Here is a 26704-nt window from a genome sequence, read left to right as displayed (position 1 = left end):
CGATTTCAGGATTTTTATCAACATTTTAGAATCTCAGATTTACAAGCAATAAGTTCCACACATCTTGCTGGCACCAAACTTGTAAGCAACCCGCTGCATTTTAAACCAGACCACTGCTTATGTATATCCTTGGAATCAATGCTGCGTTTCACGATACCGCCGCAGCACTCGTAAAGGACGGCAAGATCATTGCTGCCGCCGAAGAAGAGCGTTTTACGCATATCAAGCACGGGAAACGGCCTGTTCCTTTTTCCACGTGGGAGCTTCCGTTTCATGCCATTGATTATTGCCTCAAAACAGCGGGCATCACCATGAAGGACGTCGACCACATTGCGTATTCATTTGATCCGGATGGCGTAAGCGAAGCAGCCGTATACGAAGACGACCTGCTTTCCGGCTCTGATGTGCTGGAAGCGGCAGATGTATACAATGGCTGGGATACATTATTTCTCAATTACATACGCAAAGCACCCGATCAGCTCCGGGACGGTTATCCGCACCATTTGCAAAAACGATTTGCGGATGCGGGTGATTTAAATGCAAAATGGACATTCATCAACCATCATAATGCGCATGCAGCAAGCGCTTTCTTTCCCTCTCCTTATGAAGAATCAGCCGTGCTGACGTTGGACGGCCGCGGTGAGAAGGCAACGACAGGCTATTTTTTAGGAAAAGGAAATAAAATCACACAGCTGGCGACGGTGGATATGCCGCACTCGCTGGGTATGTTATATGAAAAAATCACAACCTATCTGGGCTTTTTGCATTCATCCGATGAATACAAAGTCATGGCCCTTGCTTCCTATGGTAAGCCGGTCTATATAGAAGATTTCCGTTCCGTGATCCATATTGAGGACAACGGCCAATATACAATTGATGACTTCGACCCGGAACAATGGTGGGGACCAGGGAGGAAAAAAGATGATCCTTTTGAGCAGCTGCACCACGACATTGCACATTCCCTGCAAAAAGCGTTGGAGGAAACTGTGCTGAAACTGGTTCACTGGCTGCACGAACAAACCAACTCGGAAAACCTGTGCATGGCCGGAGGCGTTGCACTGAACTGCGTAATGAATGCAGTGATCCGGGATCATGGCCCGTTCAAAAATGTGTGGGTACAACCGGCGGCAGGAGATGCAGGCACGGCGCTGGGAGCGGCGCAATGGCTGGATGTAGCGTTGAACGCGCAAGGCGATATGCGCTATACGGCAGAGATGAACCACGTTTACTGGGGACCTGAATATACCGATGATGAGATAGAAAAATTCATGATATGGGCAAAGATGCCTTATAAGAGACTGTATAATGTGGCCAGCGAAACGGCCGCTATCCTGGCTGAAGACAAGATTATTGCCTGGTACCAGGGCCGTATGGAATTTGGTCCGCGCTCGCTGGGGAGCAGGTCTATCCTGGCGTCACCTATTCACCCGGATATGCAGGCCAGGCTTAACGATATCAAGGACCGGGAAGATTTCCGGCCTGTTGCTCCGGTGGTTTTGGAAGAAGATGCCCCTGAATGGTTTGAAGACGCAACCGTTTCTCCCTTCATGCTTTTTGTATATCCTGTAAAAGATGATAAAGCGGACCGCATCCCGGCGGTACGTCATACGGATGGAACGGCACGCGTGCAGACCATTAATGCACAGCAGCATCCGTTATATTATGAGCTTATCCGGGAGTTCAAAGCAAAAACGGGCGTGCCTGTTCTTGTAAATACATCATTCAATACGCGCGGCGAACCCATTGTTTGCTCTCCGCGGGATGCCATCGAATGTTTCTGGACATCACCATTCGACGCCCTGATCATTAATTCTTTCATCCTCGAAAAATAATGGCAGACCTGATTAGTGTAGTGATCCCAACTTATCGGCGACCCACACTTTTGCGCAAGTGCCTCGAAGCCATAGCCCTGCAAACGTGCAGAGGCTTTGCCTTCGAGGTTATTGTGGTCTCCGACGGGCCTGATCCCGCAACGGCATTGCTTATTGAGCGTATCAGGGCCGAGCAGCCTCATTTATCCATCTCATTTCTTCCCCTTGAAAGAAAAAGTGGCCCCGCGGCTGCCCGGAATTCCGGCTGGAAAAACAGCAAGGGTTCATTGATCGCATTTACGGATGATGACTGCATTCCCGCACCGGGCTGGCTGCAAGGGTTCTGGCAGCAATATAAAAATGAGGTTTTACCAGCGATGGCATTCACGGGACAAGTTGAAGTTCCGGTTCCTGAGCGGCCCACGGATTATCAGAAAAATGTTTCACATCTGGCTACGGCCGAGTTCATTACGGCCAACTGCGCTTGTACCAGAGCCGCATTGGAGCAGGTTAACGGGTTTGACGAATCTTTTCCCGCAGCCTGGCGTGAAGATTCTGATCTGCAGTTCAAGTTTTTGAAAAATAAAATACCCATTATCAAGGTGCACGAAGCGCTGGTATGCCATCCTGTGCGCGAGGCGGCCTGGGGATCGAGCATTCGCGACCAGGAAAAAAGTATGTTTAATGCGCTGCTGTTCAAAAAGCACCCCGACCTTTACAGGACCAGGATCGCGAGCGGACCAGTGTGGAATTATTATATTATTATAATGTCGACCATAGTTGCCATTATTGGATTGCTTGCAGGCAATAAATGGATTGCGGGCATTGCGCTTGGGATCTGGCTCATTACAGTGACCCGTTTTATTCTGAAACGCCTGAAAGGCACAGATTTAAGTTGGTCGCACCGGTTGGAAATGATCATTACTTCGTTTCTGATCCCCTACCTTTCCGTATATTGGACATTGCGCGGAGCCATGCGTTATAAAGTTTTTTTCCTATGAAATTCTCCCCGGATACCACACATAAGATTGCCATTTTCAGGGCGTTACAACTGGGCGATATGCTTTGCACGGTTCCAGCATTACGGGCGCTTCGCAATAGCTATCCCGACGCCGAAATAACATTGCTCGGATTGCCCTGGGCGGCATCCTTCAGCGAGCGGTTTTCTGATTATATCGATCGTTTCATTCATTTCCCCGGCTACCACGGCTTACCCGAGCAACCGTTTGACGAAGTAGCCTGGGATGCTTTTCAGGCGCAGATAAAAGAGGAGCATTTCGACCTTATCCTGCAAATGCAGGGGAACGGGAACATTGTCAATGAAATGCTGGAAAAGTTAGACGCTGGGCCGGTCGCGGGCTTTCATAGTGCTGGTAATCACAGTAATGAAGCGCTTTTTCTTGAATATCCCAATGGCATTTCTGAGATTGAGAAACATTTAAAAATGCTGGAAAACCTCGGAATCCCTTCACTGGGCACGGATCTGGAATTCCCGATATCAGCGGCTGAAAGGCGGCATCTGCAGGAATCCGTTTCCTTGCCGGATGGTCGTTATGTATGTGTACATCCGGGTTCCCGCGGTGCATGGCGGCAATGGCCTCCCTCACATTTCGCCAGCCTGGCGGACCATTGCGCAGATCAAGGCTATCACATAATCATTACCGGCACAAAGGACGAGGCACCTATTACTGCGCAAGTGATTGGCTTAATGAAACGTCGGGTTTTGGATCTTACCGGCAAAACGGGGCTGGGAGAAATTGCCGCGCTAATTGATGGGGCAGACCTGCTGATCAGTAACTGCACGGGCGTTTCCCACATTGCGGCCGCCACGCGCACGCGCAGCATTGTTATCAGTATGGACGGAGAGCCCGAACGCTGGGGACCTTTGAATAAATCTCTGCATTATACCATTGACTGGACCAGGGATACATCGTTCGAAAACGTCCGCATGGCGCTTGACAACCTGCTGAGCATTTAGTTATACGACAGACCTTCCGGATCAAAGTCGCTCGTCTTCATTGTCGCCAGATCTTCCGTATTGAAGTCGTTCGTTTTACGATACGACACATCGTCTGGATCTGTAATATTCAAGTGTATAGCGGACTGCTTTTTTGCTTCCAGTGTTTTTGTAATAAGCATTTGTGCCGCCATTAGCGCGTGCTGCGATTCTTCATGTAAAACCCGGCTGTATTTGCTTGAAAAATCAGTATCCCAAAGTCCCGAATGATGCCAGATATGGAGATGGTCCCAGTCGGGCCGGTCGATGATCGGATATAGACACACGCCCAGCAATGGAACGCCGCGATCCAGCACATCGGCACATTCCGATGCGATCATATTGATCCATAAAGGTCTGTCCTCTTTGGGATGGCTCGTTTCCGATATAATGATTGGCTTGTTATATCGCTCGTATCCGGCTTGCAAAAGATCGGCCAGCGGTTTCCAGCGAGGATCAAGCACAGGATCGTTCCAGCCGAGAAACTGGTATCCGCCTATGATCCATTGGTTGTTATAATAAAAATTAAAGCCGATCACATCCACCAGATCCTCGCTGCCGCCAAGCTCCGGGCATATCCGCCCGCAAAGCATATCGACGGACTGGAACTGCTGCTCATTCTGTGCAGCGGCGGTTGCCAGGTCTTCGAAGTCCGGGTCGAAATCAGGCACCATATTCACGAGCGGCTCTGTGGTCACGATCCGGACGAGGCCGCTGCGCTGTTTCATTGCTCTGGCTCCTGCAATGTAGGCGCGCATTAATGCATACTTCAATTCCCAGCCGTTTTTCGTACAGTAAGGCACCGTTCCGGCCACTTCTCCGCCCAGCCAGGAAATAAAACTCACCTCATTGATGGGTGTTACGAGCAATAATTTCCCAGGATTATTTTGAAAATAAAAATCAACAAATGCCTCACAAAGCGCCACAAAACGCGCGGTAAACTTGGGATGGAAAGGACTCAGATCATCTGGGTAGCCAAAATGACAAATGTCCCAGATCTGCTGCACATTGTGCTCGTCAGCCGCACGCATCATTTCCAGCACCGGACTGAAATCATACTCGTAAGGGCTTCTCTCCACGAAACTCCAACGAATCCCTTCGCGCACCGCTGAAATTCCCAGTAACGAAATCCGTGCATAATCCGCCCTGATCAGTTCGAGGTGACCGGTCATTTCGAGCAGATCGACCCGTTCGCCGCTGTTGTTCAACTGATCCGTGCATTCGAAGCCTGCCATCCAAAATGTTTTGAATGGATTCTCGAAAGTCCTTTTTGATTCAGTCAGGATGTTATTTTCAGTCAGCATTGCTGTTGGTCTAATGTCTGTCATTGCGGTTTATTTCTTGATCCGGGTCGGGCGAGGATGTAAGCAGTCCGGCCGGAACCGTTAATTCGCCGGTTTCAAAGTCAATCAGTCCGTTGCGTTCATCCTCAATGTTGGTGGCCTGCGTATAAACATCTCCCGAAAAGGACCGCTTTCTCAGTTCCTTTTTAAAAAGGGCGATCTGGCTGGCACGTGCAGAATCGTCCACCGGCCCGCCGTAGTTTTCAAATCCAAAACCTCCCCATTCACTTACGATCAGCGGCACCTGTTTCCTGTAAAAGAACGGGTCGCCGACAACGAGCGGAAAGGCTGCAACCGAATTGAGATTTCCGGCTGTCAATTCATCGAGCATCCATTTCCAATGATTGAGGTCAGGGGTGTACAAATGCGCGGTCAGCAGATCGGACTTTAATCTTCCCTCAAAGGAAATATGCTGCCAGCCGTCATTATCAACCACTATAAACTGCGGGTAGGCAATCTGCATGAAGTGATACATATTAATAATATACTGGCGCGTATCCACATTCACGGCAATGTCCTGGGCTCCCCAATCTTCATTATACAAGCTCCATATCACTACGGAAGGATGCGTCCCGATCAATGCCAGCATGCGCATCAGCTCGGCGCGGTGATTCTCCCGGCTCTTCTGCGTCGATTGGTGCGGACTGGGAACTTCCACCCACAGCAGTATGCCAATTTTATCGGCCAATTTATAAATACGCGGGTCCACACCCGCAATGTGGATCCTTACCAAGTTGCATCCCAGCTCTTTCATAGCCAGCAAATGCTTCTTGATCTGGTCATAGCTGGCATTGCCCGGCTGGTAAAGAATGCCATCCAGGTAAACCGGCAAATTATTGAGATACAGGCGACTGCCCCGGGCCTCAAATTTCCTGAGGCCGAATTTTGTTTCAATTTCAGAAATAGCGCCTCTTTCATCAATGAGCTGCGCCACAAGCCGGTATTGGTTGGGCGTTTCGGGCGACCATAGCAACGCATCCGGCAAGTCCAGCACAAGCCGTTGCGCCTTCTGGCCTGCTACAAGCACGAGCGGAAATTCGTCCTCTGCCACGAGTTTATCATATTTCCCCGATTCGGCACCAAAAACCGACAGCTTGATCTTGTACTGTCCCGGGTCATGAATACGCGTGGTAAGCGTGAACCGCACCAGGTTATCCTCGATAATGCTCACAACACCTACCCTGGATCGCAAACGGTTTCGTTCTACCCTTTCAAGCCATATGCTGCGGACCGCGCCGGTGAATGTCTGGTACCAGATGCCGCCCCGTTTGTAAACATGGGATTCTTGCTTACCACGCGGAATATCAGCGTCCATACTGCTGGTAACACGAACGGTAAGCTTGTTGACCGGCCGGAGCACTTCCAATTCATATGAAAATGAGGTATACTCGCCCATATGGACCTGCTCGCCTTCAATGGTGGATAACAGATGACCGTTTAACCAAACCCGGGTCTCATATCCGCAGGCACCAAAAGTCAGCTGCAAAATGCTGTCCGTATCATGCTCGGCCAATGCTTCCTGAGAAAGTTCGAATTCACGTTCGTACCATACTACGATTTTGTCCTTCCAGGAAGCAAGGTCATGCTGGGATGCTGCCAGGTGCTGTTCTACACTTCCGGGCCACTGCGCGGTTTGTGAAAAATTGTGCCGGACATACCAGCTTTCAGTAATCCCCTGGTCATTCGGATCGACTGCAAATTTCCACTCTCCATCGAGCAGCACATATTCGTTCGGCCGGAGCACCGCGCGGGGCAGATCATCCTGAAATGTAAGGTCCTCAACATTCGCTTCCCGGCTTTTGGACGAGCCGTAATTGGTATGGTTTTGCATTGCTATTTTTTTGAATTCCGCGTCGGTTATGTCCACTAATGCGGACGGATACTGTTACTAGCTGGCACTTTTGAGCTCTCTTGTCAGCGCAACCGGCGTTTCCTGCTTTTTGACTGAAAGCATCAACCGCTGCATGGCGCTAAAAGTGTGTTCCCAGGACTTGTCCGCCAGATATTCGTCTACGGACTGCAGCCATTGCGCATTCTCCTGGTTAGTGAGCTCATGCTCAATAGCATTAATAAAAGTATCTGCATCGTGCCCGATACTCACGAGACCCATTTTTGCATATGGAAAAACAACATCACGGATCGCAGTGGACACCACAGGCTTGCCTGCGGCGAGATATTCGGGTGTTTTTGTAGGACTGATAAAACGCGTGGATTCATTCAAAAGGAACGGGATCAATGCTACATTCCATCCTGCCAGATAGGACGGCAGTTCCTGATAAGTCTTGCATCCCAGATAGTGAATGTTGTCTGCAACAGGCAGTTCGGCCATATCGATTTTTACAACAGGCCCTATCAGCATCAAATGCCAGTCCGGTCGCTTGCTGGCTATTTCGCGGATCAGCTGCTGATCAAAACGCTCATCGATCACCCCATAAAAGCCCAGTTTTATTCCTTTAACGGAAGCCTGGTCTTCCGGCTCTGCCAGCTGTTTTCTGGCTGCCTGAAAGTGTTGCTTATCAATGCTGCTCGGGAATGGATGAATGTTGTGGTGACTTGCCTTCTTGGCTTCATATAAACTTACGCCGCCGGTAAATACAACATCGGCCTTGGCCAAAAGCTGCTGCTCGACGAATTTAAGGCGCGGTGGCGCAAACTTAAATGCCGACAGCTCATCCATGCAGTCGTACACGATCAGGCCGGGCGCAAATGATCTTGAAAACTCAAAGGCAACGGGCGTATAATACCAAAATACAAAATCAGCGCAGTCACGCTCCTCGAAGAATGAATCCAGAAGCATTTTGATCTGCGCGTTGGTCTGCTCCTGTGTGCCGCCGGCCGGAAGATGCGGCACGCAAACCCATAATCCGGGCAGCTTTTTATTAATGTCAAGATATGCCTTCCCGGAAGCATCGAAGAAAGGTTCTTCCAGGAAATAAACGTTCCCATTTTGGGCAAAGCGTGTCATCAAGTGTTGAGGCCGCTGAAACACAAAGTCCCACCTGAGGTGGGAAAAACATAGTAGGTCTTTCTGAAGTCTGGTGGTCATAAGAAAACGGTGTCGGATTAAAAGAAAAAACTCCCACTTAAATAAGAATTGTGCCAGGCGAAAATGGCGCTATAAAAAAGACCCGCACTGGAATGAGTACGGGTCTTTTTTTGGATTAAAATGCAGGCTTCTTAACTGTCGTCCCGCGAGCGTGACTTCATTAGTAACACAGCGAATGTAATCACCGCTGCACCCGTCAGCACCTTTTTTGCCAACCCTATTTTATTAAACTGCAGCTCGGATTTCAATCCATGCTCTGCGATCAGATCCGGTATGTGACCGTTTTTGAGATCTTCGCCGATTCCTTCCATCATGTTGATCCGGTCGGCTACTAAAAGTGCCAGCCAGTGCGTCCAGGTGTTTTCACTGTACCGGAAAGCAAAGCGCCGCAACTGCCCGCTCAGCCCTTTTGGCGGATTGGGTGTGCCGAACACGGCTGTAAGTCCGGGACGCTCGTTGGAATGCAATATTTCAACCAGCGCCGGTTGTTGCGCCGGGCGCTCCCAGATCATCCCTTTGTTATCGTTTTCGTTTCGTTTTTTTATCGGATAGTTCGGCACGTCCAATGGGTCCGCGTCGATGCCCCATCCGTTAATGTGGCTGTAATCACTTGCTGTCTTTTTCATATCGAGCTTATTTTCTTGCTGATGGTGGGATAAGAATCGTTTTTATACAGTTGTCCAGTTTCGCGGAAAAAATATGGTAAGCGTCCCCTACTTCTTCCAGCGGAATCCGGTGCGTAATGATCCCTTTCGGATCCAGGCGGCCAGCCTGCACGTGCTCGATCAACCTTGGAAGCAGCCGTTTCACGGACGCCTGATTGGCCCTGATCGTGATGCCTTTGTTGACTACATTACCGATCGGGATGAGGTTACCCGTAGGACCGTAAACACCCACAATCGACACAATTCCGCCTTTTTTAACAGCATTAATAGCCCAGTGTAAGGCTGTTGCTGAACCGGCCTGCAACATCAGTTTCCGGCCGGTAATGGTCTGCAATGCATCTCCGGCCGCTTCGCAGCCTACTGCGTCAATACACACATCAGCCCCGATCCAGTCTGTTGTTTTCTTAATAAAAAGCACAGGATCTTCCAATGAGCGGAAGTTATAGGCTTCGCATTGCGCGTATTGTTTTACAAATTCTAACCTGTATTCAATGTGATCAATAACGATCACCCTTCCTGCACCGAACAGCCATGCCGATTTCGCTGCCATAATGCCTATCGGCCCGGCACCGAACACCACCACCGTATCACCCGGTTTGATACCGGCCATTTCCGCAGCCTGGTAACCTGTGGGAACAACGTCTGTAAGCAAAACTGCATCGTCGTGATCCATGTCTTCGGGGATGAGCGTCGGGCCAAAGTCAGCGTACGGAACGCGCACATATTCTGCCTGCCCTCCGTCAAAGCCCCCAGCCGTGTGCGAATAACCGAAGATCCCGCCTACCGCAGTTGCCTCCGGATTGGATTCATGGCAGTTACCATACAGCCCCTGCTGGCAGAAAACGCATTTTCCACACGCAATGTTGAAAGGCACCAGGACGGTATCACCCACTTTCAGGTTTTGAACCGAATCTCCGATTTCTTCAACAACGCCAATAAACTCATGGCCAAACGTCGTGCCCACTCTTGTGTCCGGCACTAATCCGTGATATAAATGCAGGTCTGAGCCGCAAATACATGAGCGGGTAACCCGCACGATCGCATCTCCGGAATGCTCGATTTCAGGCATCGGCTTATTCCGGTCTGCTCTTACGCGGTAAGGTCCGCGGTAATTCATTGCTAACATATTATTTTCTTTAGTTAGTGATGATTAATATTCCTGTTGAAGCGCGCCTTACTAAAAAACCATTCCTCAGAAGATTAGTTATATGCACGCTAAATCGGCAATGGCACAAAAATTATAGCCCGCGGGAATAAATAGTTATCTAAAATTCATGCATATGCGGGTCAATAAATGGTTAATCGTTTTGCTGGTATTGCTTGTACTGGCTGGGGTTGGGATTTGGTGGTGGAAGTCGCCTTCTTCGGAAAACGCGAAAGAAAAGGCGGCAGATAAGGTGATGCCTACAATCGGCGTGGCTTCAACAAATATCACGGACATTGATGCCGAGCGGATCAAAATGCAAAGCAAGGTCATACTTCATAACCCCCTTCCGGTCGACATTAAAACAAGCCGGCTCAATTACGTCGTCTATATCGATTCCGTAAAGGTGATCGAGGATGCTTATGAGAAACCTATCAACATCCGTTCATCTGACAGCACCACGCTTACCATGCCTATGGAGCTGTTGGTAAAGCCAATGGCCCGAGTACTCAAATATTTTGAGGACAATAAGATTGACAGTGCGGATTATCAGATGAAAGCTTCTTTTGAGGTGGATGTTCCTATTGCCGGTGACCGCGAATTTACCATGAAAGTCTCGAAGCGACTGCCTGCTTTGCGAATACCCAAAGTAAAAATCAATCATGTGGATTTGAATGCACTTGCCCTGAAAAGCAAAGGCATGGATATCGAAGTGGCGGTGTTTAACCCGAATTTATTTCCCCTGAAATTAAGTGATGGAAAATTTGAGTTCAGCGTGGAAGACGCGCTTCAGATGAACGGAGTTTTGGAAAAAACCATTTCAATTCCGGCAAAAGGAAGCCAGAACATTTCTGTGCATGCACAGTTAACAGACGGCAATATGCTGAAAACCGGCTGGAAAATGCTGACAGACAAAAAAGATACGCAGTTTGCCTGCAAGTTCGCGGGCATGATCGATTCTGAAAACAAGATGCTCAACAAAAGTAAAATGGTTACAACCATCACAGGCACGCTCGATGAAATCACGAATGCTGTAAAGAAGGCGGACTAATGCTAAACTTTTGATAGAAAGATAAATGCGACGGTTAGGCTCAAAAGAAAAGCCGGAATGTTCCGGCTTTATAAATTCCCCAATACTGGCATTAATCTGCCCAGTTTAACTCCCTCATGCATTGCAACTTACGTTATCTCAGCAAGGCTAGCAACCGGTGCATATCATCCATTTCACCGCTTTTCTGACTAATGGCAGTTTTAATAATATCGTCCAGCCTGTTGTTGAATTCTGCAAATGCTGTTTGCAAAGATTCATAACAGCGTTGCAGACCTGCTGCATATTCCTGGTGCGCTGCCAATGTCTTTTTTGGATACTTTTCATAATCCATATATTCGACACTGATATGCTGGCTTACTATATCTGCCTGCCATTCCCCTATCGGCGCCGGCACGTCTATAGGCGGCCGACATCCCAGGAGATAGGTTTGTCCGTTAAAGGCATAATGCACGATCAGGACAGAAACCTTAACCTTTGCTTTATTATTTCGTCCTGGCTGGTAAACTGAAACAGGATAAATCCGTTCACACAATTCTTGCCGCCCGTTGAGAAAATCTAACTGGGGCAATTTCAGCTCCTGATCGTTTTTCAGACCGCTAATGTGCATTTCTATTTGCTCCGGCGCGAAATAAGCGTCAGGCCATTCGCTTATCAGGTCGTTAACCTCGTTTGTTTTCTTTAAAAATAGCGAGTCGAGGTCATATTGGTCAAATAAATGTATGGTTTTCATGGACAAGGCTAGGATGTTTCTTTTTGCTATCATTAAAAAATCAGTGCCCATTGCCCGCTTTTCAGATAATTTTGCAAATCTATTTTACTGCATAAATAAAGGCGTCGCTGCCACAGTTCGTGCATTTCTGATCGGTTGCATTGTCAACGGCTGCATTGCCGCATTGCTCACAAACGTACTCATCCGCTGCTTCGCTGATCTCATACTGATATTCCTTGTCCCAGATAGGCAAAATAGGCAGCCCGGGCACCTGATCGTATCTTCGCATTAACGTGAAAGTGCCACCAGCTTCAAAATAAAGTCTTTTTACCTCCCCCAGATGCCGGATACCTTTACTGCGAAGCTGCGCAAATGCTCTTTCCCGGGTTATACCCACCTTTTTCATGTTATGCAAATTCAGATGTGAATCCTCAATAAGCGGTGTTATATCCCCCTGTGTAACCGTTTCCAGCCTTTCATTTCTGGTGGCAAGCTTGGCGATCAGCTGCTGAACAGATACGACGATTACCGCAATGACCACAGCTGCAAGAATGCCGCGATCGGGCGATTGCAGCGGTACACCGATGGCGGCAGCAAGGGATACCATCGCTACCATTTCATTACGGCTGAGCTGTGAGGCCATTCTTTTGCCCATAAGCCGCATGGAGACCATGAGGATGAGATAGATAACAGCAATGCGTAACACTACTTCCAGGTAAAATTCAGGAGGAACGTCGCCTATGAATATTCGTTGCCAATCATTGATATGGATGTCTTCTGGTTTCATGAATCGGCAAGTTGGGATTTTACGGAAATGGTGGCGGAGATCCAGGTTTTAGCGGTGCAGATCTGGCAAGCCTCGTCTTCATCCGCTGAATTTGTAACGTTCCCGCACGTGGCACATGCGCGGGAATTTTCTACCATTTCCTGGGCATAACCGTTCACAGCATCATCGGTTGGAGGAAAAATAGGAAGGCCTGCGGCAGGCTCCTTGGTTTTGTAAATACTAAAAATACCGCAGGCTTCTAAGTATACACGCCCCGTATCTCCAAGGTTATAGACATTCTCACTTCTTAAAGCGGAAAACAGCTGCTGCCGCGACACCTTTGCAGCGGCCATCTGATCGAGCTGAATACGGCCATCCTTAACAAGAAGCTGCGTTTCTCCCTGGCTTATTTTTTCAAATGCCGGGCTCTTCGTCTCTGTAAGGTTCAGGCCGCGTTGAAAAATCAATGCGCAGATCAGGATCAGGATACCCATCAGCACGCCCAGCTGCGGGATCTGCATGGCAGGTGAGACGATTGCACCGAGGGTGACCATAACGGCCAGCTCGGATACCGTCAACTGACCGCCCATGCGCTTACCCATCAGCCTCACAATGATGAGCAAAGCAATATAAATGATGAATGTCCGTACAAAAACTTCCACAAGGAATTCAGGCGGCGCTTCCCCAAACAATATCCTTTGCCAGTCCCAGGGCTGTATGTCTTCTTTTTTCATTATTTCAAAAAAGATCTAGGATAAAGTATTTTTCTCTATTCCTGCATCCGGGCATTTCAGGACCATAATGGAGCTGGCAGGCACAGTTAATACTTCTCCGGGTTTGAAATCATCGCCCGATTCTGCAATCATCCCAGCGTCGGTGTCGATCACTATCTCCCACTCGTTACCACATTCTTCTGACGGCAGCACAAAGTCCACCGCTTCATCGGAATTATTGAATATCAGCAGGAAGCTATCGTCTACAATGCGTTCGTTGTCCATATTTACGCACCGGATCCCTTTTCCATCCAGGTAAACTCCTATCGCACCTGCGCAGCTTCTTTCCCACTGCTCATCCGTGAGCTGATTTCCGTCAGGCATAAACCACATAATGTCTTTCGCTTCGGAACCGTGGAGCGGCAAGCCCTGGAACCACCTCCTGCGCCGGAAGGTCGGATGCTCCTTGCAGAACCGGATCAGCGATCTGGTGAAATCAAGTAATTGGTTATCAGCCTTTTCCCATGAAACCCAGGATATTTCATCATCGTGACAATAGCTGTTGTTGTTGCCTCCCTGCGTACGGCCCAGCTCGTCGCCTGCTACCAGCATCGGCACGCCTTGTGACAGGAACATTGTTGCCAGAAAATTTCTTTTTTGTTTGTTCCGAAGCAGAATAATGGCTTCGTCATCCGTTTCGCCTTCTACACCGCAGTTCCACGACCTGTTATCATCGGCCCCGTCCTTGTTATCCTCGCCATTCGCCTCATTATGCTTCGAATTATAGGAAACAAGATCGTGTAGCGTGAAGCCATCATGGGCTGTAACAAAATTAACGCTTGCCGTGGGTCGGCGGTAATCGCCCTGGTAAAGGTCCGGGCTGCCTGTAAAACGATTGGCAAAAGCACTTATCCCTACCGACTCCCCGCGCCAGAAATCACGGATCTGATCCCGGAACATATCATTCCATTCCGCCCAGCCAGGAGGGAATTTCCCTACCATATAACCTTCATCACCAATGTCCCAGGGCTCCGCAATCAGTTTGACGCGCGAAATAATGGGATCCTGATGGATAATGTTGAAGAAAGAACCCAGGTTATCCGTCTCATGCAGCGTTCGTGCCAGCGTAGACGCCAGGTCAAAGCGGAAACCGTCCACGTGCATTTCGGTGATCCAGTAACGCAGGCTGTCCATGATCAGCGCGAGCACATTAGGCAATTGCACATTCAGCGTGTTTCCTGTGCCCGTGTAATCCATGTAATAGCGCTGGTCTTCCGGGGTCAGCCGATAATAGGAAGCATTGTCAAATCCTTTGAAAGAAAACGTGGGTCCCTGGTGATTGCCTTCCGCGGTATGGTTGTACACCACGTCCAAAATCACTTCAATACCCGCTTTATGGAGCTCTTTCACCATATTTTTAAACTCAGTAACCTGCTCTCCATTATGCCCGCTGCTGCTGTATCGTGGGTCGGGTGCAAAAAAATTGAGGGTGTTATAGCCCCAATAGTTGGTCAGCCCTTTTTCCAGTAAATGCCTGTCGGCCACAAATTGGTGGACCGGCATCAGTTCAATGGCCGTTATTCCCAGCGAAGTAAGATACTTAATGGTAACCGGATGGGCCAGGGCTGCATAAGTGCCGCGAATTTCCTCGGGAATGTCCGGATGCGTCATCGTCAGCCCTTTGACATGCGCTTCGTAAATGATAGAGTCATGGTAAGGAATTTCAGGACGCTTATCGTCTTCCCAGTCGAACTGGCCGTCAATCACAATCGATTTTGGGATAAATGGCGCACTGTCGGACTTGCTGAAACTCAGGTCTCCGTCCTCATGGCCGATTTCATAACCGAACAATGCATCATCCCATTTCAGGTCACCGGCCAGCGCGCGGCTGTACGGATCTACGAGCAATTTATTGGGATTAAAACGATGTCCTTTTTCCGGCTCATAGGGGCCTGCCACCCGGTAACCATATAGTTGTCCGGGTTTGAGTCCGGGAATATACACGTGCCATACGTGGTGTGTGACCTCCTCGATCTTGATCTTAATGTATTCTTCGGTATCATGCTCCGATTTGAACAGGCATAAATCTACTTCTTCGGCATTTTCGGAGAATACCGCGAAGTTGACCCCATTTCCGTCAAAAGTTGAGCCTAGTGGGAACGGATTTCCCGGTAAAACTTTAAGCTGCCTCGATTTCGGCGCTTTAATCAATTCATTTTCTATATGTCTGTCGGCCATAATGTGTTTGCTTTACTGTACATTAACTTCCGGCGAATATAAAATGTGTGCCAAAGTGGGCCATAGGACCCCAAAAGCGAGTATAATATTGATTTTCAAGCGGTATAATCTTTGTAAGCAACATGACCGTCATTTACTTAGCCTCGTGAATGACTCCCAACCCATCACAATAAAAGATTATGTTATGAAACCAGTAACCAACACCCTTTTGGCTGCCGCGACGGCCACATCCGCCATGACGCTTTTCAGCTATATTGCCTCGCACAAGGAGGATGAAAATTTCAGCGAACCAAAGCTGCTTGCGACATTCCTGGAAAGATCTCTGAATATTGAAAAAGAAGCGGCGCCACCGCTGGGCTGGCTATCCCATTACCTCATTGGTGCAGGGTTCGGAGTAGGTTATAAGTTATTTCTCAAATTGGGCAAAACGCAGGCTTCACCGCTGAACGGACTTTTATACGGGGCCGCAGCAGGTGCCTCGGGGATACTCTGGTGGAAAACAATGTTCGAAAACCATCCTAACCCGCCCAAAACGCACCGAAAAGGATATTACACGCAGCTTATGATCGCACACCTCATCTTCGGGGTGACATTATCTGCTTTTAAGGACAAACGAATTGTGTAGAGCAATATGACTCAACAACGCGGCGGCTGGTATGGTTTTTACATACCCGAGCCGCACTAAAACCAATAAATATGGAAAATATAACAAATGCCACGCATAGCGAAGGCAAAGTAGCCGAGGCAATCGAAGAGCAGACCGCTAAATTACCATCTGACATTTTCTTATGGGCGGCATTGGGATCAATGGGCGTTTCGCTCGCATTGAAAATCATGAAACGCAAGCATACAGCCTTGTTTGTAGGACAATGGGCAGCACCATTTTTGCTGCTGGGCGTTTATAACAAGATTGTTAAAACGCAGGGACACGATCAGGAAGGTGATTAGTCCATGCAAACTTAATTCAGCCCACCGTGCGTTATTTCAAGACACGGTGGGCTTTTTTATTATTGATTTTTAAATACAAATTTCTCTATAACTGCCACTTCACCCTCAACGCCTTTTGCCAAAATGCCGGCGCGAACCGCCCGGTCCCATGGTGGCAGGAAAGTAATATCAGGCGCGCTGATTTTCAAAGCTGTAAAAGCGGAGCCATTAAGGCTGTATTGAAAACCAATCTCCGTATTGTTTTTTACAGTCATTTTGATGAATAAATTTTTCCCCTTTGTGGCAATAGGAAACTTACCCAGACTGCTTCTTGCGCCATCTTTAACAATGGTAATGTCAATGCTATCCTGCTTTGCCACAGCGTAAATCAAATTTTTCTCGTCACCGATCAATGCTACACCGGCCATTGCGCTTTTTGCGGGAATGGTCTCCACAGTTGCCTCATAATTGGGGCCTTCTATCCTTCTTGCGATAAACAACTCGCGGTCGTCTTTAATCTGTAAACCTATACGGCCGTTTTTCAGCTCGAAAGCGGGCTTGTTGAAAACCGACCAGCTCCATTGCAGATCAAGTTTTTCTTTGTTAAAATCGTCTGTTGCCGTAAACATTTTCGGGCTGTCCGACGGGGAAAGATATTCATCTGTAAAACGGATCCAGTTATCGGGTGTGAATTCAAAACCGCGAACCAGCGCCTGACGGCCCGTATATTTGTTTGAAGACTTGTCGTAAGCGTGATAAAGGAAATAATTTTTTCCCTGGTACGTAACGGCTGTTCCGTGTCCCGGGCACATCCAGTCGCCCTGGCCGGTCATAATTGGGTTTCCTTCGAATTTCTCCCAGGGCCCCATCAGGCTTTTGGAACGTGCAATGCCGGTGGCATAGGTGCAGCCTGGCCCGCAGCAGCCTGCTGCTGCATAAATTGCGTAGAAATAGCCATTGTTCCTAATCACCGAAACGCCTTCCACAAGGTTGGCTTCCCAGGGCGTATCGTTTCTGAACAGCTCCTTTTTCTCGCCCACAAGCGCCGTTTTTTCCTCATTGATTTCCTGGATCCAGATCGGCGTTGCCTTACCTACGCTATTGCCGTCTTCTTTCCAGATCAGGTGCAGCTTGTTATTTTCATCCCGGATCGGGAAACCGTCGATCGAGCCTACTTCCTGACAAACCAGCGGACCGTGATCTTTGAATGGCCCCTCGGGCGTGTCGGCACTGGCTACCCCTACGCACAGGTTACCCCCTTTTTTATGTGCAGTATAATAAACGTATACTTTCCCATTCTCGTAATTCAGCTCAGGCGCCCAGTAGTAATAGTCCGCCCAGCCGGTCAGGTCCGGGAAAATGGATCCTGTTTGTGTCCAGTTTTTCAGGTCTTTGGACTTCATCACCGGAAAGCCAGGCGCCCAGTTGGAACTGGTTCCTGCGGCGTAATATGTGTCTCCTACTTTAATAACGGAAGGGTCCGCGAAATCACCACGGATTACTGCCTGCTGTGCATGGGCAATGTGTACGAATATCAACAACAGCAGACTAATGCTCAATTTTTTCATAAATAACTTTTAAATGTAAACTGCATTCCGGCCCCAAATATAAGCCAAAACGCTATTCGCCCGAGGGAACGGCAATGGCTTGCCCCGTAGAAACCGGCTCGCCGAAGCTGGGAAGACCGTCCGCTGTCCAGGTGAATTTCTGCATTCTCACATTCCGTGAACCGCCGCAGCCCTGCCCGGAGGCCGAGTTGGCATGGTAAATGATCCAGTCTTCCTTGCCGTCTCTGGATTTGAAAAAGCCATTGTGCCCCACGCCGAAAGCATTGGCCGAAGCCAGGCCTGTGAAAACCGGATTGGCTATTTTAGTCCAGCTTGCGGGTTTCAATGGATCACTTCCTTCCTGCAAACGGGCGATACCGAGCGAATAACGGTCATCCCCGCAGTAACTTCCCGAAAATACGAGAAGGGTTTGTCCGGCCGGGTTTTTCAAAATCTCCGGGCCTTCGTTCACTGGAAACCCACGCTTTTCCCAATCATACTGCGGATCAGCGATCTTCACCGTGGGTCCGGCAAGGGTAAACGGATTAGCCATCCGCGAAATGTATAAATTCTGGGTTAAATCGGTGCTTCCGCCTGCAAACGGCCTTCCTGACCAAACCATAAAGAGCGTAGTATCCTGCTGAAAAACAGTCGCATCAATGGACCAGAGGTCTTCCGGCTGCGTTTTGAGCTGCCCTTTGTCCGTCCAGGTGCCCTGCGTCGGGTCTGCATTTGCATTTTCCAGCACCCACATGCGGTGGTTGCGGTCCTGTCCGTCGGAGCCGGTATAGTAGATATACCATTTACCATTCAGAAAAAAGAGCTCCGGTGCCCATATATCCCGCGAGTTACCGCCCGATGCAGGCGCATTAAAGACCGTAACCGGCGTAACATCCTTCAAGCGGCTCATTTTACCCGTCTTCCAGATCTGTATCCGGTTGCCTAACGTGTGCAAATAATAGTAGGTTGTATCTTTTTGAAAAACCCAGGGATCGGGAGCAGCATTCAGTAAGGGGTTAGAGAATGTTGCTGCCTGCTGCTGCTTACCCGGCTCGGGGCTTTTTGCTTCCTTTTTACAGGATGCGTCGATAAATAAAAATGCAAGGCACCAGATCAGGACTGGCTTGTACAAGGTTTTAAATGTCATAACGGCGGTTTAAATGGAACCAGAATTTGCTACTAATAACGTGGATTCTGCGTTAAATTAGGATTTAAATCAATATCCGATTGTGGAATGGGATACCACTCGTTCCTGCCTTTTTCAAAGTTCGTAAATTCAGGGTCGCGGGCAGCCAGCTCTTTTCCTAAATCCCCCCACCGTTGCAGATCGGCGAATCGCCAGGTTTCACCAGTAAGTTCAGTAATGCGCTCATGCTTGATCTGGGCAAGGAATTGTGCTTGCGACAAGCCTGGTCTGGCCTGTGTAAGCGGTCGCAGACCTGCCCGCACACGCACCATGTCTACGAATGGATAAGCCTGTGCGGTTTGCCCGAGTCCGTTAAGCGCCTCTGCGTACATAAGTAAAATGTCGGCATAGCGCAGCAGGCGATGGTTATTGGGTGAACGGAAACCTTCCTCCGTCCGGCCCGCTTCATTATCATTGAGCTGTTTTCTGAACCATACTGAGCTGCTTTCGCCGGTGTTGGTGCCGTAACGGCTGGCAAATGTCTTCCCGTAAACCATGGTAAAGTTAGGACCACGAACGTCTGTAGAATCAAAAAGTAATGTTGCGGCAAGTCTGGGGTCTCTGGTGCCCAGTGCGGTATTTTCCTTTTTGAATTCGCCTACCAGCCAGCGACGCGCACCTCCATCCGAAAAGCCGACGCCCCGTGGCGCATAAAACTGCGCAATGGAAGTTCCGGTGTTATTAATACGGGTTTCATCCACGTCGTCATCCGTATTTTCGTTCGGATTAAAACGAAACTGGATCTCAAACACCGATTCGCTGTTGTTTTCCGTGGATGCTTTGAAGTTGTCCTGATAGTTGGCCGTAAGCGTGTACAGCCCTTTTCCTTCTCCTGTAATGAACCAGGCCAATGCTGTTGCTGCTTCCTGATTTTTATTCTGCTGCAAAAAGGCTTTTCCCAATAAACCCATGGCTGCGCCGCGTGTGGCCCGGCCGAGGTCGTCTCCGGTGTAGCTTAGTGGCAATGCAGGTGCGGCTTCGGTGAGGTCTTTTACAACTTGCGCCCAGGCTTGTTCATTGGTTGCATTAACAGGACGATCTGTTGGTTCGGAAGGTTCAAGGATAATGGGCGGCCTTCCGAAATAAAGCGTCAGGTTGAAATAAAACAGGCCGCGCATAAACTTCGCTTCGCCGATGATCCGGTTTTTCAATGCTTCGTCCATCTCGATCCCCGGCACATAAGCAAGCACCTGATTGGCCCTGAATATGCCGATAAACAGATTTTGCCACGTCCCGGCGGTCAGTCCTTCGTTGTAATTGGTCTGATTGAAACCCATTACATTGTTCAGCGTAATGTCACCGCCTGAGCCGTAACCTTCGTCCGAACGCAGCATGCCGTGGTAAAACAGGAACCGGGAATAAAGCGTGGCAGTCCTGTGGAATGTGCTGTAAACGGCGTTGATCCCTTTAATGGCATCGTTCTGGCTCTTCCAAAAAGACGCAATGGTAGGGTTATTCGGATTAGGCTGATCAAAATCGCGGTTACAAGCCGTGGCAACCATTAATATGAATGAGGTAAGCAAAAATATCTTTTTCATGTTGATGTCTTTTGAGATAAAGGCTGCTGATCAGAAACCCAGGTTGATGCCGAAAGAAATAATACGGGAAGACGGATATCCACCCAGGTCGACGCCCGGTTCGAGATTGAAATTCGCTCCGACCACATCCGGATCAAGGCCCGTGTATTTGGTGAACGTCAGCAGGTTCTGCGCGCTTACATATACTCTGGCATTGCTCAGAGCCAGTTTGGTAGTCACAGCTTCGGGGATAGAATATGAAAGTTCGACATTTCTAAGCCTCAGATAGGACCCGTTTTCCAGCCAGCGGTCGGTATTGCCGCGCACATTGGATACAATGCCCCGATCTGCACTGGCAGGGTCGCCTGCTGCTCCGGTGGAGTACGAAACCCCTAACCTTGGGAAATCAGTGTCCGTATTTTGTGGAGTCCACGGGTTAATGTCACGGCGGTAGTTGGAGTAGCCCATTCCGTCAATGTCCCTTCTCACATCATTGTAAATTTTTTGGCCAAATGCCCCATAGAACTGGACATTCAGCGATAAGCCCGACCACGACCCGTTCAGGATCAAACCGGAAGTTAGTTTTGGCCATGGACTGCCTGCAAATGTGCGGTCACGGTCGTTGATATCATCATTGGTTCCCTGATCTATGCGGTTTACGTAGCGGACATCACCCGGTTTTGCGTAAGCGGCCTGCGCTTTATGCGCCTGAATTTCTTCGTCATTCTGGAAGAGGCCATCTGTTTTAATCAAATAATATTCACCAATAGAGCGGCCAACTTGCGAACGCGTATTGCCCGATTGAATGTAATTCCTCGGCTCTCCCGTTTCTTCATCCACACCCAGATTACCCAACTCGAGCACCTTGTTCCGGATCAGACTGAAATTGGGCGCAACGCTCCAAGTGAATGGTCCGGATGTATGGCGATACGTAAAATCCAGCTCAATGCCTTTGTTTTCAATAGAACCAATGTTAACCAACGGATCGCCTTGCAAATTCCCGATGTAAAGGGGCAGTGGCAGCGATAGCAGAACGTCTTTTGCCACAGAACGGAAGGCGTCAATGGTAATAGCGAGCTTGTTGTTGAAAAGCACCAGGTCTGCACCAATGTTGGTTGTCGCTTTTTGCTCCCATTTAATATCTTCATAAACCAGCCTGGCTTGCGTAGCACCGGGAAATTCTGTCTGCCCCGATCCAAAAACTGCCCTTGGTGCCTGGTTTAAGAATCCGGTAAACTGATAGTTACTCAAATTCGCCGAGCCGAGGACGCCATAAGAACCTCTCAGTTTCAGCTCGTCGATAATGTCAGATTTGAAAAATTCTTCATTACTGACTTTCCATGAAGCTGCGGCCGATGGAAAATATCCCGTGCGATGGGCAGGCGAAAAACGTGAATCCTTATCAGCCCGGAAAGTGAATGTGAGGTAATATTTTTCAGCAAAATTATAGTTTAGCCTGCCCAAAGCGGAATTGATCAGCGTCTGTGAACGGGTTCCCGTCGCTGTCATGCCACCACTGGCCGAATTGATGGTTGTAAAATAATCACCGCCGTACACACCCAGTTGTAAACGCCGCCCCCCAACATCATCATTGCGAATGGTCTGCTGCGTATACCCTACGACCCCGTTTAAGTTGTGCTTGTTAAACGTAAAATTGAAATTCAATGTATGCTCAAACAGATAGCTCAGGAATTGTGCCCTTGTCTGCCCTACGCTGCTGAATTCCGGTGATTGGTTCCAGTACCAGAGGCCTTCTTTCCTGATGTTATTCGTTTTGTCAAAGCTCGTTTCCAAACCGGCATTGAAGCGGTAAGTAACGTTTTTCAGGATTTTATAATCGATAAATGCATTACCCAGCACTTTGAAAAAATTGGAAGTTGAGCGGGTAATGTCGTTGATGGCTGCCTGGTTTCTGGAAAATGACCGCGCATTGAATGACCCGTAACCCCAGCCGCCCGGATTGGAAGTACTTTGCAGGTCGGCACTTTGGACCGGGATGATCGGCAGGCTTGTCCATACATCGTACCAGGCATTCCCCTCTGCGAATCCACCCTGAAATGGTGCATTCCGCTCGGTGCTCGACACCATCAGGTTTTCGCCGAACGTAAATTTATTGCGGGTCGCCTCGGTGTTGATCCGCATCGAACCACGCTTGAAATCCCGGGCTTTGAGCACACCTTCATCCGCAAAATAAGAGCCGGAGATGAGATATTTGCTATCCTTGCCTCCCCCGGACAAGCTGACATTATAATCCTGAATACTGCCTGTTTGCAGCAACTCATCAGCCCAGTTTGTATTGACGGCGCCATTATAATTAGCCACAGATGGCTGCAATGCATAACCTGCCGCCTGGTAAGCGCGGGTATTGGTTTCCACGTATTCCTGTGCATTCATCATATCCCACCGTTTGGGAAGCGACGAAATGCCAAAACGCGCCGATGCATCCACTTTCAGCGCACCTTCTTTTCCTTTTTTGGTAGTAATGATAATGACTCCGTTTGCAGCCCGGGAACCGTAAATGGCCGCCGCCGACGCGTCTTTTAACACTTGTATCGTTTCTACATCATTGGGATTGACCGTTGTATTGGCGTCGGCCAGCATACCGTCGATCACGTACAGCGGACTGGCATTTCCGAACAGTGTACTCAGTCCGCGAATGTTCACTACTGCTTCCTGTCCCGGCGCACCGCCATTCCGGACCGCGACGCCCGGGGTCATGCCCTGCAATGCTTCCGGGACCGAACGGGCAATCCGCTTATTCGTATTCTGGGCGTCAATGATGCCCGTTGCGCCCGTCAGGTCTGAACGGCGAACCGACTGGTAACCGATCACCACAAATTCTTCCAGATTCTGAGCATCCTCGGCGAGCTGTATCGTGTAGCTGGTCTGGTCGGTAACCGGCACTTCCGAGGGCAAGTAACCGATAAAAGTAACCCTTAAGGTCTGACCATTTTGTGCAGTGATTGTAAACTTCCCGTCGGCATCTGTAATGGTGGCGGCATTCGTTCCTGCGACGACGACCGTGGCGCCAGGCAGGGCTTCACCCGTGGCTGTTTGCACGACACCGGTTACATTGGTGCCTTGCCCGAGGGCAAAATGAACGCCGGAAAGCAGAATAAATAAGAGTTGAAACAGGGTATAATAATTACGCATAGCTGATGGGTTGATGAATTTAATTGAATCCTTAATGTTAATTGTAACTCCTCATTGACAGGAAAAATTGCATATATTCTATAAAAATTGTGCCAATTCAAGGATAAAGCAATAATTACATAGCGTAAAATACCGCCACATTTCTATGGCGGTATTCTTATGCTGTTACATTGAAATCTGAGGTTACTCGCGTGGGATTATTACTGCTTCGTATTATGCTTGGTCGCCTCGTTTTTGTAGTTGTTGGTCTTTCCGGTGTGGTTCTTTGTATTTTTTGGTGCAGAACCGCTGCCCTTCTTCATGGTCGTATCCGATTCGGTCAGGTTTTTTTTACGCCTTGCTACTGCTTCCTTTGAGTTCAGTAATGATTTCGAATCTTCATTATCGGAAGAATATCTGCCGACGTCGTTCGCGTTCTCGTTCGTGGCGCCTCCCGGTCTCGTGCTTGATTGTACGTCACCGCTGTTAGCGTTGCTCCTGCCCTCCGGCCTGGGATTGGATGGACTGGCTGCCGGTGCGTTATTCGCGCCTTGCTTGCTCTGAGCGGCAGACTGTCCTTGCTTACTTTGCGATGCAGTTTGTCCTTGCTTACTCTTATCAGCATTTTGCCCGCCCGAAACGGTTGCATTTTGAGAATACGACACGGTGGTAGCGAATAGCATCGCTGCAAAAAATGAGATTATTGGCTTGTTCATGGTTCGGTTAATGTTTGATGAATAATGTTTGGCATAATAGCCATTCCAGGCGGAGGATATTATAAAAGGCATGCCAACAGATCAGATCGCTCACTAACAAATTTTCATTTTTGGGCACAAAAAAATAGGCACCTGTTAAAGTGCCTATTTGACGTCTAATTATGTCTGATCAAAGGTCGAGCCCCCTTCTTCTCAATCGCTCTTCATTGGTCAGATCTTCGGCTTCCACTTCTGTATGGCGCAGCGTTTCGTTGATTACCTCATCGCGCTCGTCCACTGTCTTGTTCAAGCTTACTTCTTCCACGACCCGAGCTTCCTTATTTACAACCGGGATCTCTGCATATTCCTTCATTTCAATAGTTCCTTCTGTGAAGGTATCAAAATCCGATTCTGAAGCAATGCGGTCAACAGGTGTCCTGTTCACATTCACTTGCTCCTGACGCAGGCGAACGCTTTCCTGGACCGGACGTTCAATGATGCGGCTTCTCAGACGCACGCCACCCGTTTCAATCTCGCGTTTCCCAACTTGCAACTCTTCCTTGATAACCGGTAACGATCCCGATTGCTCATCCGCAACGATGGATCTTTCATCCCGATCGGTTGCATAGTCATCTCCAATCAGTGAACTCTCCCGATTTGTTGAAATGTCATCGCTAACAATCGAGCTGTCGTTCCGAATTGTTGAATAGTCATCTTCAATAAGTGAACGATCGCGATTTGTTGAATACTCATCGCCAATCAGCGAGCTGTCGTTACGGGTTGTTAAATCATCAGAATCAGATACAACATTAAGCGATCGGTTTGCATAGGGATCTACTGTGTTATCGGGATATGGATTTACCGGAACTTCCGTAGCGGTGCCTGCATATCCTTGACCTGCCGTATATCCTTGGTCTGCCGTATACTTAGCATTATGGTCATTCACATCCACTGCACCGAACTGGTCAAGAATAGCAGCTGCGTTTTCCGCTTCCATCGCATTGGCAGCATGAACTGTTACAATGGTTCCGCGACGTCCCGCTTCCGAGTAACGTCTTGTTTCTTCTTCGTCCCCATCAAACAGGTCCCTGAAAAAGTTACCGATACGGTCCATCACATCCTCGTCGTCATTATGAACAGTTGATGTTTCCTGGTCCGACTTATAGGAAGCCGTTTTGATATCGACATCGCCGCCTGCGAATCCGTTTGCCAGTAAATAGTTTTGCGCTTCCTGCGCATCGCTTTCATATTCGAAAATTCCAACTACTGTATTAGCCATGATTTCTTATTTTAAAAGTTATTGGTTTGTTGATTAGCCGCCCACTCTTAAATATCCATGCCTGAAGTGTCTCTTGAAATCGTGACTTCTTCTTTTCTCAGCACTTGTGAATATGTTTTCTGATCCTGGTGCTGATGCTTTTTTATGTGAATTTCTTCAACCAGCATCAACCGCTTTTCCACAACCAAAACCTCCTTGACAACCGAAATAATGGTAATATCCCCCTCTTGTCGAACAGGTGCCGGAGCAGCGTCCACATACTGATTGATTTCTTTTCTTTCTATGGTCACTTCTTCACGCGTAACCGTAGCATCAGCGAAAACTTCCTCTTCCAGCACTTTTTTTGAAACAGTAACACTCCCCGTTTCTACAACTTTGGAAGATATCACCAGTTTTTCCTCGATTACCGGGATCTTCTTTGTTTCCCCGGAAGAAAATTCATGACCGATCCCGGAACCGTCATTATTGGAAGACATTGTTATTGTCTCGGAAATTTGTCCACAGTTTCTTTTGTCTCATCGGCAAGTTGTTCAGCGGAACCCTTTGCTTTATCGACATATGCATTCGCTGTGTCTTTAACCTGGTCTGTCAAAGAGTTAAGCTTATCCTTGGCTGTGCCAGCTACTTCGGCAGCCTTTGATTTGGTTTCTTCCCATTGATTTTTCAGCTTGTCTTTTTGCTGATCGGCCAGGTCTTTAATCTGCTGACGTGTCTCTGCGCCTGATTTTGGAGCGAATAACATGGCAGCTAACGCACCAACTGTCGCACCTACGAGCACACCAATTACAAAACCGCCGTTAAAATCTTCTTTGTCTTCATAATGATACTTCGAGCTCATGACATTATAATGTTTAGTTGAGCCTCAATTACTGCTAAAAATGTGCCAGGCGAAAAGCCAGCGACGATTCAGCGATGCATAGTGCAATGTTAGGCCATGCA

The 26704-nt window shown here is 48.6% G+C and carries 23 protein-coding genes; 6 read left to right on the top strand and 17 right to left on the bottom strand.

What is annotated here, in order from left to right; genetic code table 11:
- The first annotated feature begins 119 nt into the window (after positions 1-119).
- The 3 genes from LZG74_RS07070 to LZG74_RS07060 are packed head-to-tail and all read left to right on the top strand — an operon-like array spanning position 120 to position 3789.
- Positions 120-1832: a carbamoyltransferase C-terminal domain-containing protein gene (locus tag LZG74_RS07070; RefSeq protein ID WP_233795864.1), complete on the top strand. Its 1713-nt coding sequence runs from the start codon at positions 120-122 to the stop codon at positions 1830-1832.
- The gene (locus LZG74_RS07065; RefSeq protein ID WP_233795863.1) at positions 1832-2812 is read left to right on the top strand and encodes a glycosyltransferase family 2 protein; all 981 of its coding nucleotides are present in this window, start codon (positions 1832-1834) and stop codon (positions 2810-2812) included. The genes LZG74_RS07070 and LZG74_RS07065 overlap by 1 nt, the downstream gene beginning before the upstream one ends.
- Complete coding sequence (locus LZG74_RS07060; protein WP_233795862.1) at positions 2809-3789, top strand: glycosyltransferase family 9 protein; 981 nt, start codon at positions 2809-2811, stop codon at positions 3787-3789. The genes LZG74_RS07065 and LZG74_RS07060 overlap by 4 nt, the downstream gene beginning before the upstream one ends.
- Here LZG74_RS07060 and LZG74_RS07055 read toward each other — a convergent pair.
- The 5 genes from LZG74_RS07055 to LZG74_RS07035 all read right to left on the bottom strand — a co-directional run bounded on the left by LZG74_RS07055 (position 3786) and on the right by LZG74_RS07035 (position 9987).
- A complete protein-coding gene (locus tag LZG74_RS07055) occupies positions 3786-5135 on the bottom strand; it encodes an amine oxidase (RefSeq protein ID WP_310589289.1) in 1350 nt (449 codons plus the stop codon). The genes LZG74_RS07060 and LZG74_RS07055 overlap by 4 nt on opposite strands.
- Positions 5122-6981, bottom strand: coding sequence for a glycoside hydrolase family 2 protein (locus LZG74_RS07050; RefSeq protein ID WP_233795861.1), 1860 nt, complete (start codon positions 6979-6981; stop codon positions 5122-5124). Before LZG74_RS07050 ends, LZG74_RS07055 begins: the two co-directional genes overlap by 14 nt.
- Before the next feature lie 57 nt (positions 6982-7038).
- Positions 7039-8115: a glycosyltransferase gene (locus LZG74_RS07045; RefSeq protein ID WP_233795860.1), complete on the bottom strand. Its 1077-nt coding sequence runs from the start codon at positions 8113-8115 to the stop codon at positions 7039-7041.
- Between the two features lie 212 nt (positions 8116-8327).
- Positions 8328-8822, bottom strand: a complete 495-nt coding sequence (locus tag LZG74_RS07040) for a hypothetical protein (protein WP_233795859.1) — start codon at positions 8820-8822, stop codon at positions 8328-8330.
- A gap of 7 nt (positions 8823-8829) precedes the next feature.
- The gene (locus LZG74_RS07035) at positions 8830-9987 is read right to left on the bottom strand and encodes a zinc-dependent alcohol dehydrogenase (RefSeq protein ID WP_026631009.1); all 1158 of its coding nucleotides are present in this window, start codon (positions 9985-9987) and stop codon (positions 8830-8832) included.
- A 154-nt stretch (positions 9988-10141) separates the two neighbouring features.
- Here LZG74_RS07035 and LZG74_RS07030 point away from each other — a divergent pair, with 154 nt between their 5' ends.
- The gene (locus LZG74_RS07030; RefSeq protein WP_233795858.1) at positions 10142-11056 is read left to right on the top strand and encodes an LEA type 2 family protein; all 915 of its coding nucleotides are present in this window, start codon (positions 10142-10144) and stop codon (positions 11054-11056) included.
- Between the two features lie 133 nt (positions 11057-11189).
- Here LZG74_RS07030 and LZG74_RS07025 read toward each other — a convergent pair whose 3' ends face one another.
- The 4 genes from LZG74_RS07025 to glgX all read right to left on the bottom strand — a co-directional run bounded on the left by LZG74_RS07025 (position 11190) and on the right by glgX (position 15482).
- Positions 11190-11786 carry a hypothetical protein gene (locus tag LZG74_RS07025; RefSeq protein ID WP_233795857.1) on the bottom strand — a complete coding sequence of 199 codons (597 nt, stop codon included), beginning with the start codon at positions 11784-11786 and terminating at the stop codon, positions 11190-11192.
- Between the two features lie 79 nt (positions 11787-11865).
- Positions 11866-12552, bottom strand: coding sequence for a DUF421 domain-containing protein (locus tag LZG74_RS07020; RefSeq protein WP_233795856.1), 687 nt, complete (start codon positions 12550-12552; stop codon positions 11866-11868).
- Positions 12549-13265: a DUF421 domain-containing protein gene (locus LZG74_RS07015; protein ID WP_233795855.1), complete on the bottom strand. Its 717-nt coding sequence runs from the start codon at positions 13263-13265 to the stop codon at positions 12549-12551. The genes LZG74_RS07020 and LZG74_RS07015 overlap by 4 nt, the downstream gene beginning before the upstream one ends.
- A 15-nt stretch (positions 13266-13280) precedes the next feature.
- Positions 13281-15482, bottom strand: a complete 2202-nt coding sequence (gene glgX, locus LZG74_RS07010) for a glycogen debranching protein GlgX (RefSeq protein ID WP_233795854.1) — start codon at positions 15480-15482, stop codon at positions 13281-13283.
- Between the two features lie 184 nt (positions 15483-15666).
- On the opposite strand from glgX, the gene LZG74_RS07005 reads away from it, so the two are divergent.
- Together LZG74_RS07005 and LZG74_RS07000 are read left to right on the top strand one after the other, a co-directional pair.
- Positions 15667-16107 carry a hypothetical protein gene (locus LZG74_RS07005; RefSeq protein ID WP_233795853.1) on the top strand — a complete coding sequence of 147 codons (441 nt, stop codon included), beginning with the start codon at positions 15667-15669 and terminating at the stop codon, positions 16105-16107.
- A gap of 71 nt (positions 16108-16178) precedes the next feature.
- Positions 16179-16430 carry a hypothetical protein gene (locus LZG74_RS07000; RefSeq protein WP_026631002.1) on the top strand — a complete coding sequence of 84 codons (252 nt, stop codon included), beginning with the start codon at positions 16179-16181 and terminating at the stop codon, positions 16428-16430.
- A gap of 59 nt (positions 16431-16489) precedes the next feature.
- On the opposite strand, the gene LZG74_RS06995 is transcribed toward LZG74_RS07000, so the two are convergent.
- From LZG74_RS06995 to LZG74_RS06960, 8 genes are all read right to left on the bottom strand, one after another.
- The gene (locus LZG74_RS06995; protein WP_233795852.1) at positions 16490-17977 is read right to left on the bottom strand and encodes a family 43 glycosylhydrolase; all 1488 of its coding nucleotides are present in this window, start codon (positions 17975-17977) and stop codon (positions 16490-16492) included.
- A 52-nt stretch (positions 17978-18029) separates the two neighbouring features.
- Positions 18030-19103, bottom strand: a complete 1074-nt coding sequence (locus tag LZG74_RS06990) for a family 43 glycosylhydrolase (protein ID WP_233795851.1) — start codon at positions 19101-19103, stop codon at positions 18030-18032.
- Between the two features lie 32 nt (positions 19104-19135).
- Positions 19136-20680 carry a RagB/SusD family nutrient uptake outer membrane protein gene (locus LZG74_RS06985; RefSeq protein WP_233795850.1) on the bottom strand — a complete coding sequence of 515 codons (1545 nt, stop codon included), beginning with the start codon at positions 20678-20680 and terminating at the stop codon, positions 19136-19138.
- Between the two features lie 30 nt (positions 20681-20710).
- Complete coding sequence (locus tag LZG74_RS06980) at positions 20711-23812, bottom strand: TonB-dependent receptor (protein WP_233795849.1); 3102 nt, start codon at positions 23810-23812, stop codon at positions 20711-20713.
- A gap of 200 nt (positions 23813-24012) precedes the next feature.
- A complete protein-coding gene (locus LZG74_RS06975) occupies positions 24013-24507 on the bottom strand; it encodes a hypothetical protein (protein ID WP_233795848.1) in 495 nt (164 codons plus the stop codon).
- A gap of 169 nt (positions 24508-24676) precedes the next feature.
- Entirely contained in the window at positions 24677-25765 is a 1089-nt protein-coding gene (locus LZG74_RS06970; RefSeq protein WP_233795847.1) for a YsnF/AvaK domain-containing protein, read from the bottom strand.
- A 47-nt stretch (positions 25766-25812) separates the two neighbouring features.
- Positions 25813-26241 carry a YsnF/AvaK domain-containing protein gene (locus LZG74_RS06965; RefSeq protein ID WP_233795846.1) on the bottom strand — a complete coding sequence of 143 codons (429 nt, stop codon included), beginning with the start codon at positions 26239-26241 and terminating at the stop codon, positions 25813-25815.
- Between the two features lie 2 nt (positions 26242-26243).
- Positions 26244-26603, bottom strand: a complete 360-nt coding sequence (locus LZG74_RS06960) for a YtxH domain-containing protein (protein ID WP_233795845.1) — start codon at positions 26601-26603, stop codon at positions 26244-26246.
- Between the last annotated feature and the right edge of the window lie 101 nt (positions 26604-26704).

Source organism: Dyadobacter sp. CY327 (assembly GCF_021390415.1).
GTDB classification, from domain to species: Bacteria; Bacteroidota; Bacteroidia; order Cytophagales; family Spirosomataceae; genus Dyadobacter; species Dyadobacter chenhuakuii.
The sequence above is the reverse complement of the archived record's forward strand: the minus strand, read 5'-3'. Positions and strand labels throughout refer to the sequence as shown.

Excerpts from the sequence above, each read along its gene's own strand:
- LZG74_RS07035 (WP_026631009.1), bottom strand. The coding sequence starts at position 9,987 with ATGTTAGCAATGAATTACCGCGGACCTTACCGCGTAAGAGCAGACCGG.
- LZG74_RS07040 (WP_233795859.1), bottom strand. The coding sequence starts at position 8,822 with ATGAAAAAGACAGCAAGTGATTACAGCCACATTAACGGATGGGGCATC.
- LZG74_RS07045 (WP_233795860.1), bottom strand. The coding sequence starts at position 8,115 with ATGACACGCTTTGCCCAAAATGGGAACGTTTATTTCCTGGAAGAACCT.
- LZG74_RS07055 (WP_310589289.1), bottom strand. The coding sequence starts at position 5,135 with ATGACAGACATTAGACCAACAGCAATGCTGACTGAAAATAACATCCTG.
- LZG74_RS07050 (WP_233795861.1), bottom strand. The coding sequence starts at position 6,981 with ATGCAAAACCATACCAATTACGGCTCGTCCAAAAGCCGGGAAGCGAAT.
- LZG74_RS06980 (WP_233795849.1), bottom strand. The coding sequence starts at position 23,812 with ATGCGTAATTATTATACCCTGTTTCAACTCTTATTTATTCTGCTTTCC.
- LZG74_RS07065 (WP_233795863.1), top strand. The coding sequence starts at position 1,832 with ATGGCAGACCTGATTAGTGTAGTGATCCCAACTTATCGGCGACCCACA.
- LZG74_RS06985 (WP_233795850.1), bottom strand. The coding sequence starts at position 20,680 with ATGAAAAAGATATTTTTGCTTACCTCATTCATATTAATGGTTGCCACG.
- LZG74_RS06975 (WP_233795848.1), bottom strand. The coding sequence starts at position 24,507 with ATGAACAAGCCAATAATCTCATTTTTTGCAGCGATGCTATTCGCTACC.
- LZG74_RS06960 (WP_233795845.1), bottom strand. The coding sequence starts at position 26,603 with ATGAGCTCGAAGTATCATTATGAAGACAAAGAAGATTTTAACGGCGGT.
- glgX (WP_233795854.1), bottom strand. The coding sequence starts at position 15,482 with ATGGCCGACAGACATATAGAAAATGAATTGATTAAAGCGCCGAAATCG.
- LZG74_RS07005 (WP_233795853.1), top strand. The coding sequence starts at position 15,667 with ATGAAACCAGTAACCAACACCCTTTTGGCTGCCGCGACGGCCACATCC.
- LZG74_RS06995 (WP_233795852.1), bottom strand. The coding sequence starts at position 17,977 with ATGAAAAAATTGAGCATTAGTCTGCTGTTGTTGATATTCGTACACATT.
- LZG74_RS06990 (WP_233795851.1), bottom strand. The coding sequence starts at position 19,103 with ATGACATTTAAAACCTTGTACAAGCCAGTCCTGATCTGGTGCCTTGCA.
- LZG74_RS07030 (WP_233795858.1), top strand. The coding sequence starts at position 10,142 with ATGCGGGTCAATAAATGGTTAATCGTTTTGCTGGTATTGCTTGTACTG.
- LZG74_RS07060 (WP_233795862.1), top strand. The coding sequence starts at position 2,809 with ATGAAATTCTCCCCGGATACCACACATAAGATTGCCATTTTCAGGGCG.
- LZG74_RS07025 (WP_233795857.1), bottom strand. The coding sequence starts at position 11,786 with ATGAAAACCATACATTTATTTGACCAATATGACCTCGACTCGCTATTT.
- LZG74_RS06970 (WP_233795847.1), bottom strand. The coding sequence starts at position 25,765 with ATGGCTAATACAGTAGTTGGAATTTTCGAATATGAAAGCGATGCGCAG.
- LZG74_RS07000 (WP_026631002.1), top strand. The coding sequence starts at position 16,179 with ATGGAAAATATAACAAATGCCACGCATAGCGAAGGCAAAGTAGCCGAG.
- LZG74_RS07020 (WP_233795856.1), bottom strand. The coding sequence starts at position 12,552 with ATGAAACCAGAAGACATCCATATCAATGATTGGCAACGAATATTCATA.
- LZG74_RS06965 (WP_233795846.1), bottom strand. The coding sequence starts at position 26,241 with ATGTCTTCCAATAATGACGGTTCCGGGATCGGTCATGAATTTTCTTCC.
- LZG74_RS07015 (WP_233795855.1), bottom strand. The coding sequence starts at position 13,265 with ATGAAAAAAGAAGACATACAGCCCTGGGACTGGCAAAGGATATTGTTT.
- LZG74_RS07070 (WP_233795864.1), top strand. The coding sequence starts at position 120 with ATGTATATCCTTGGAATCAATGCTGCGTTTCACGATACCGCCGCAGCA.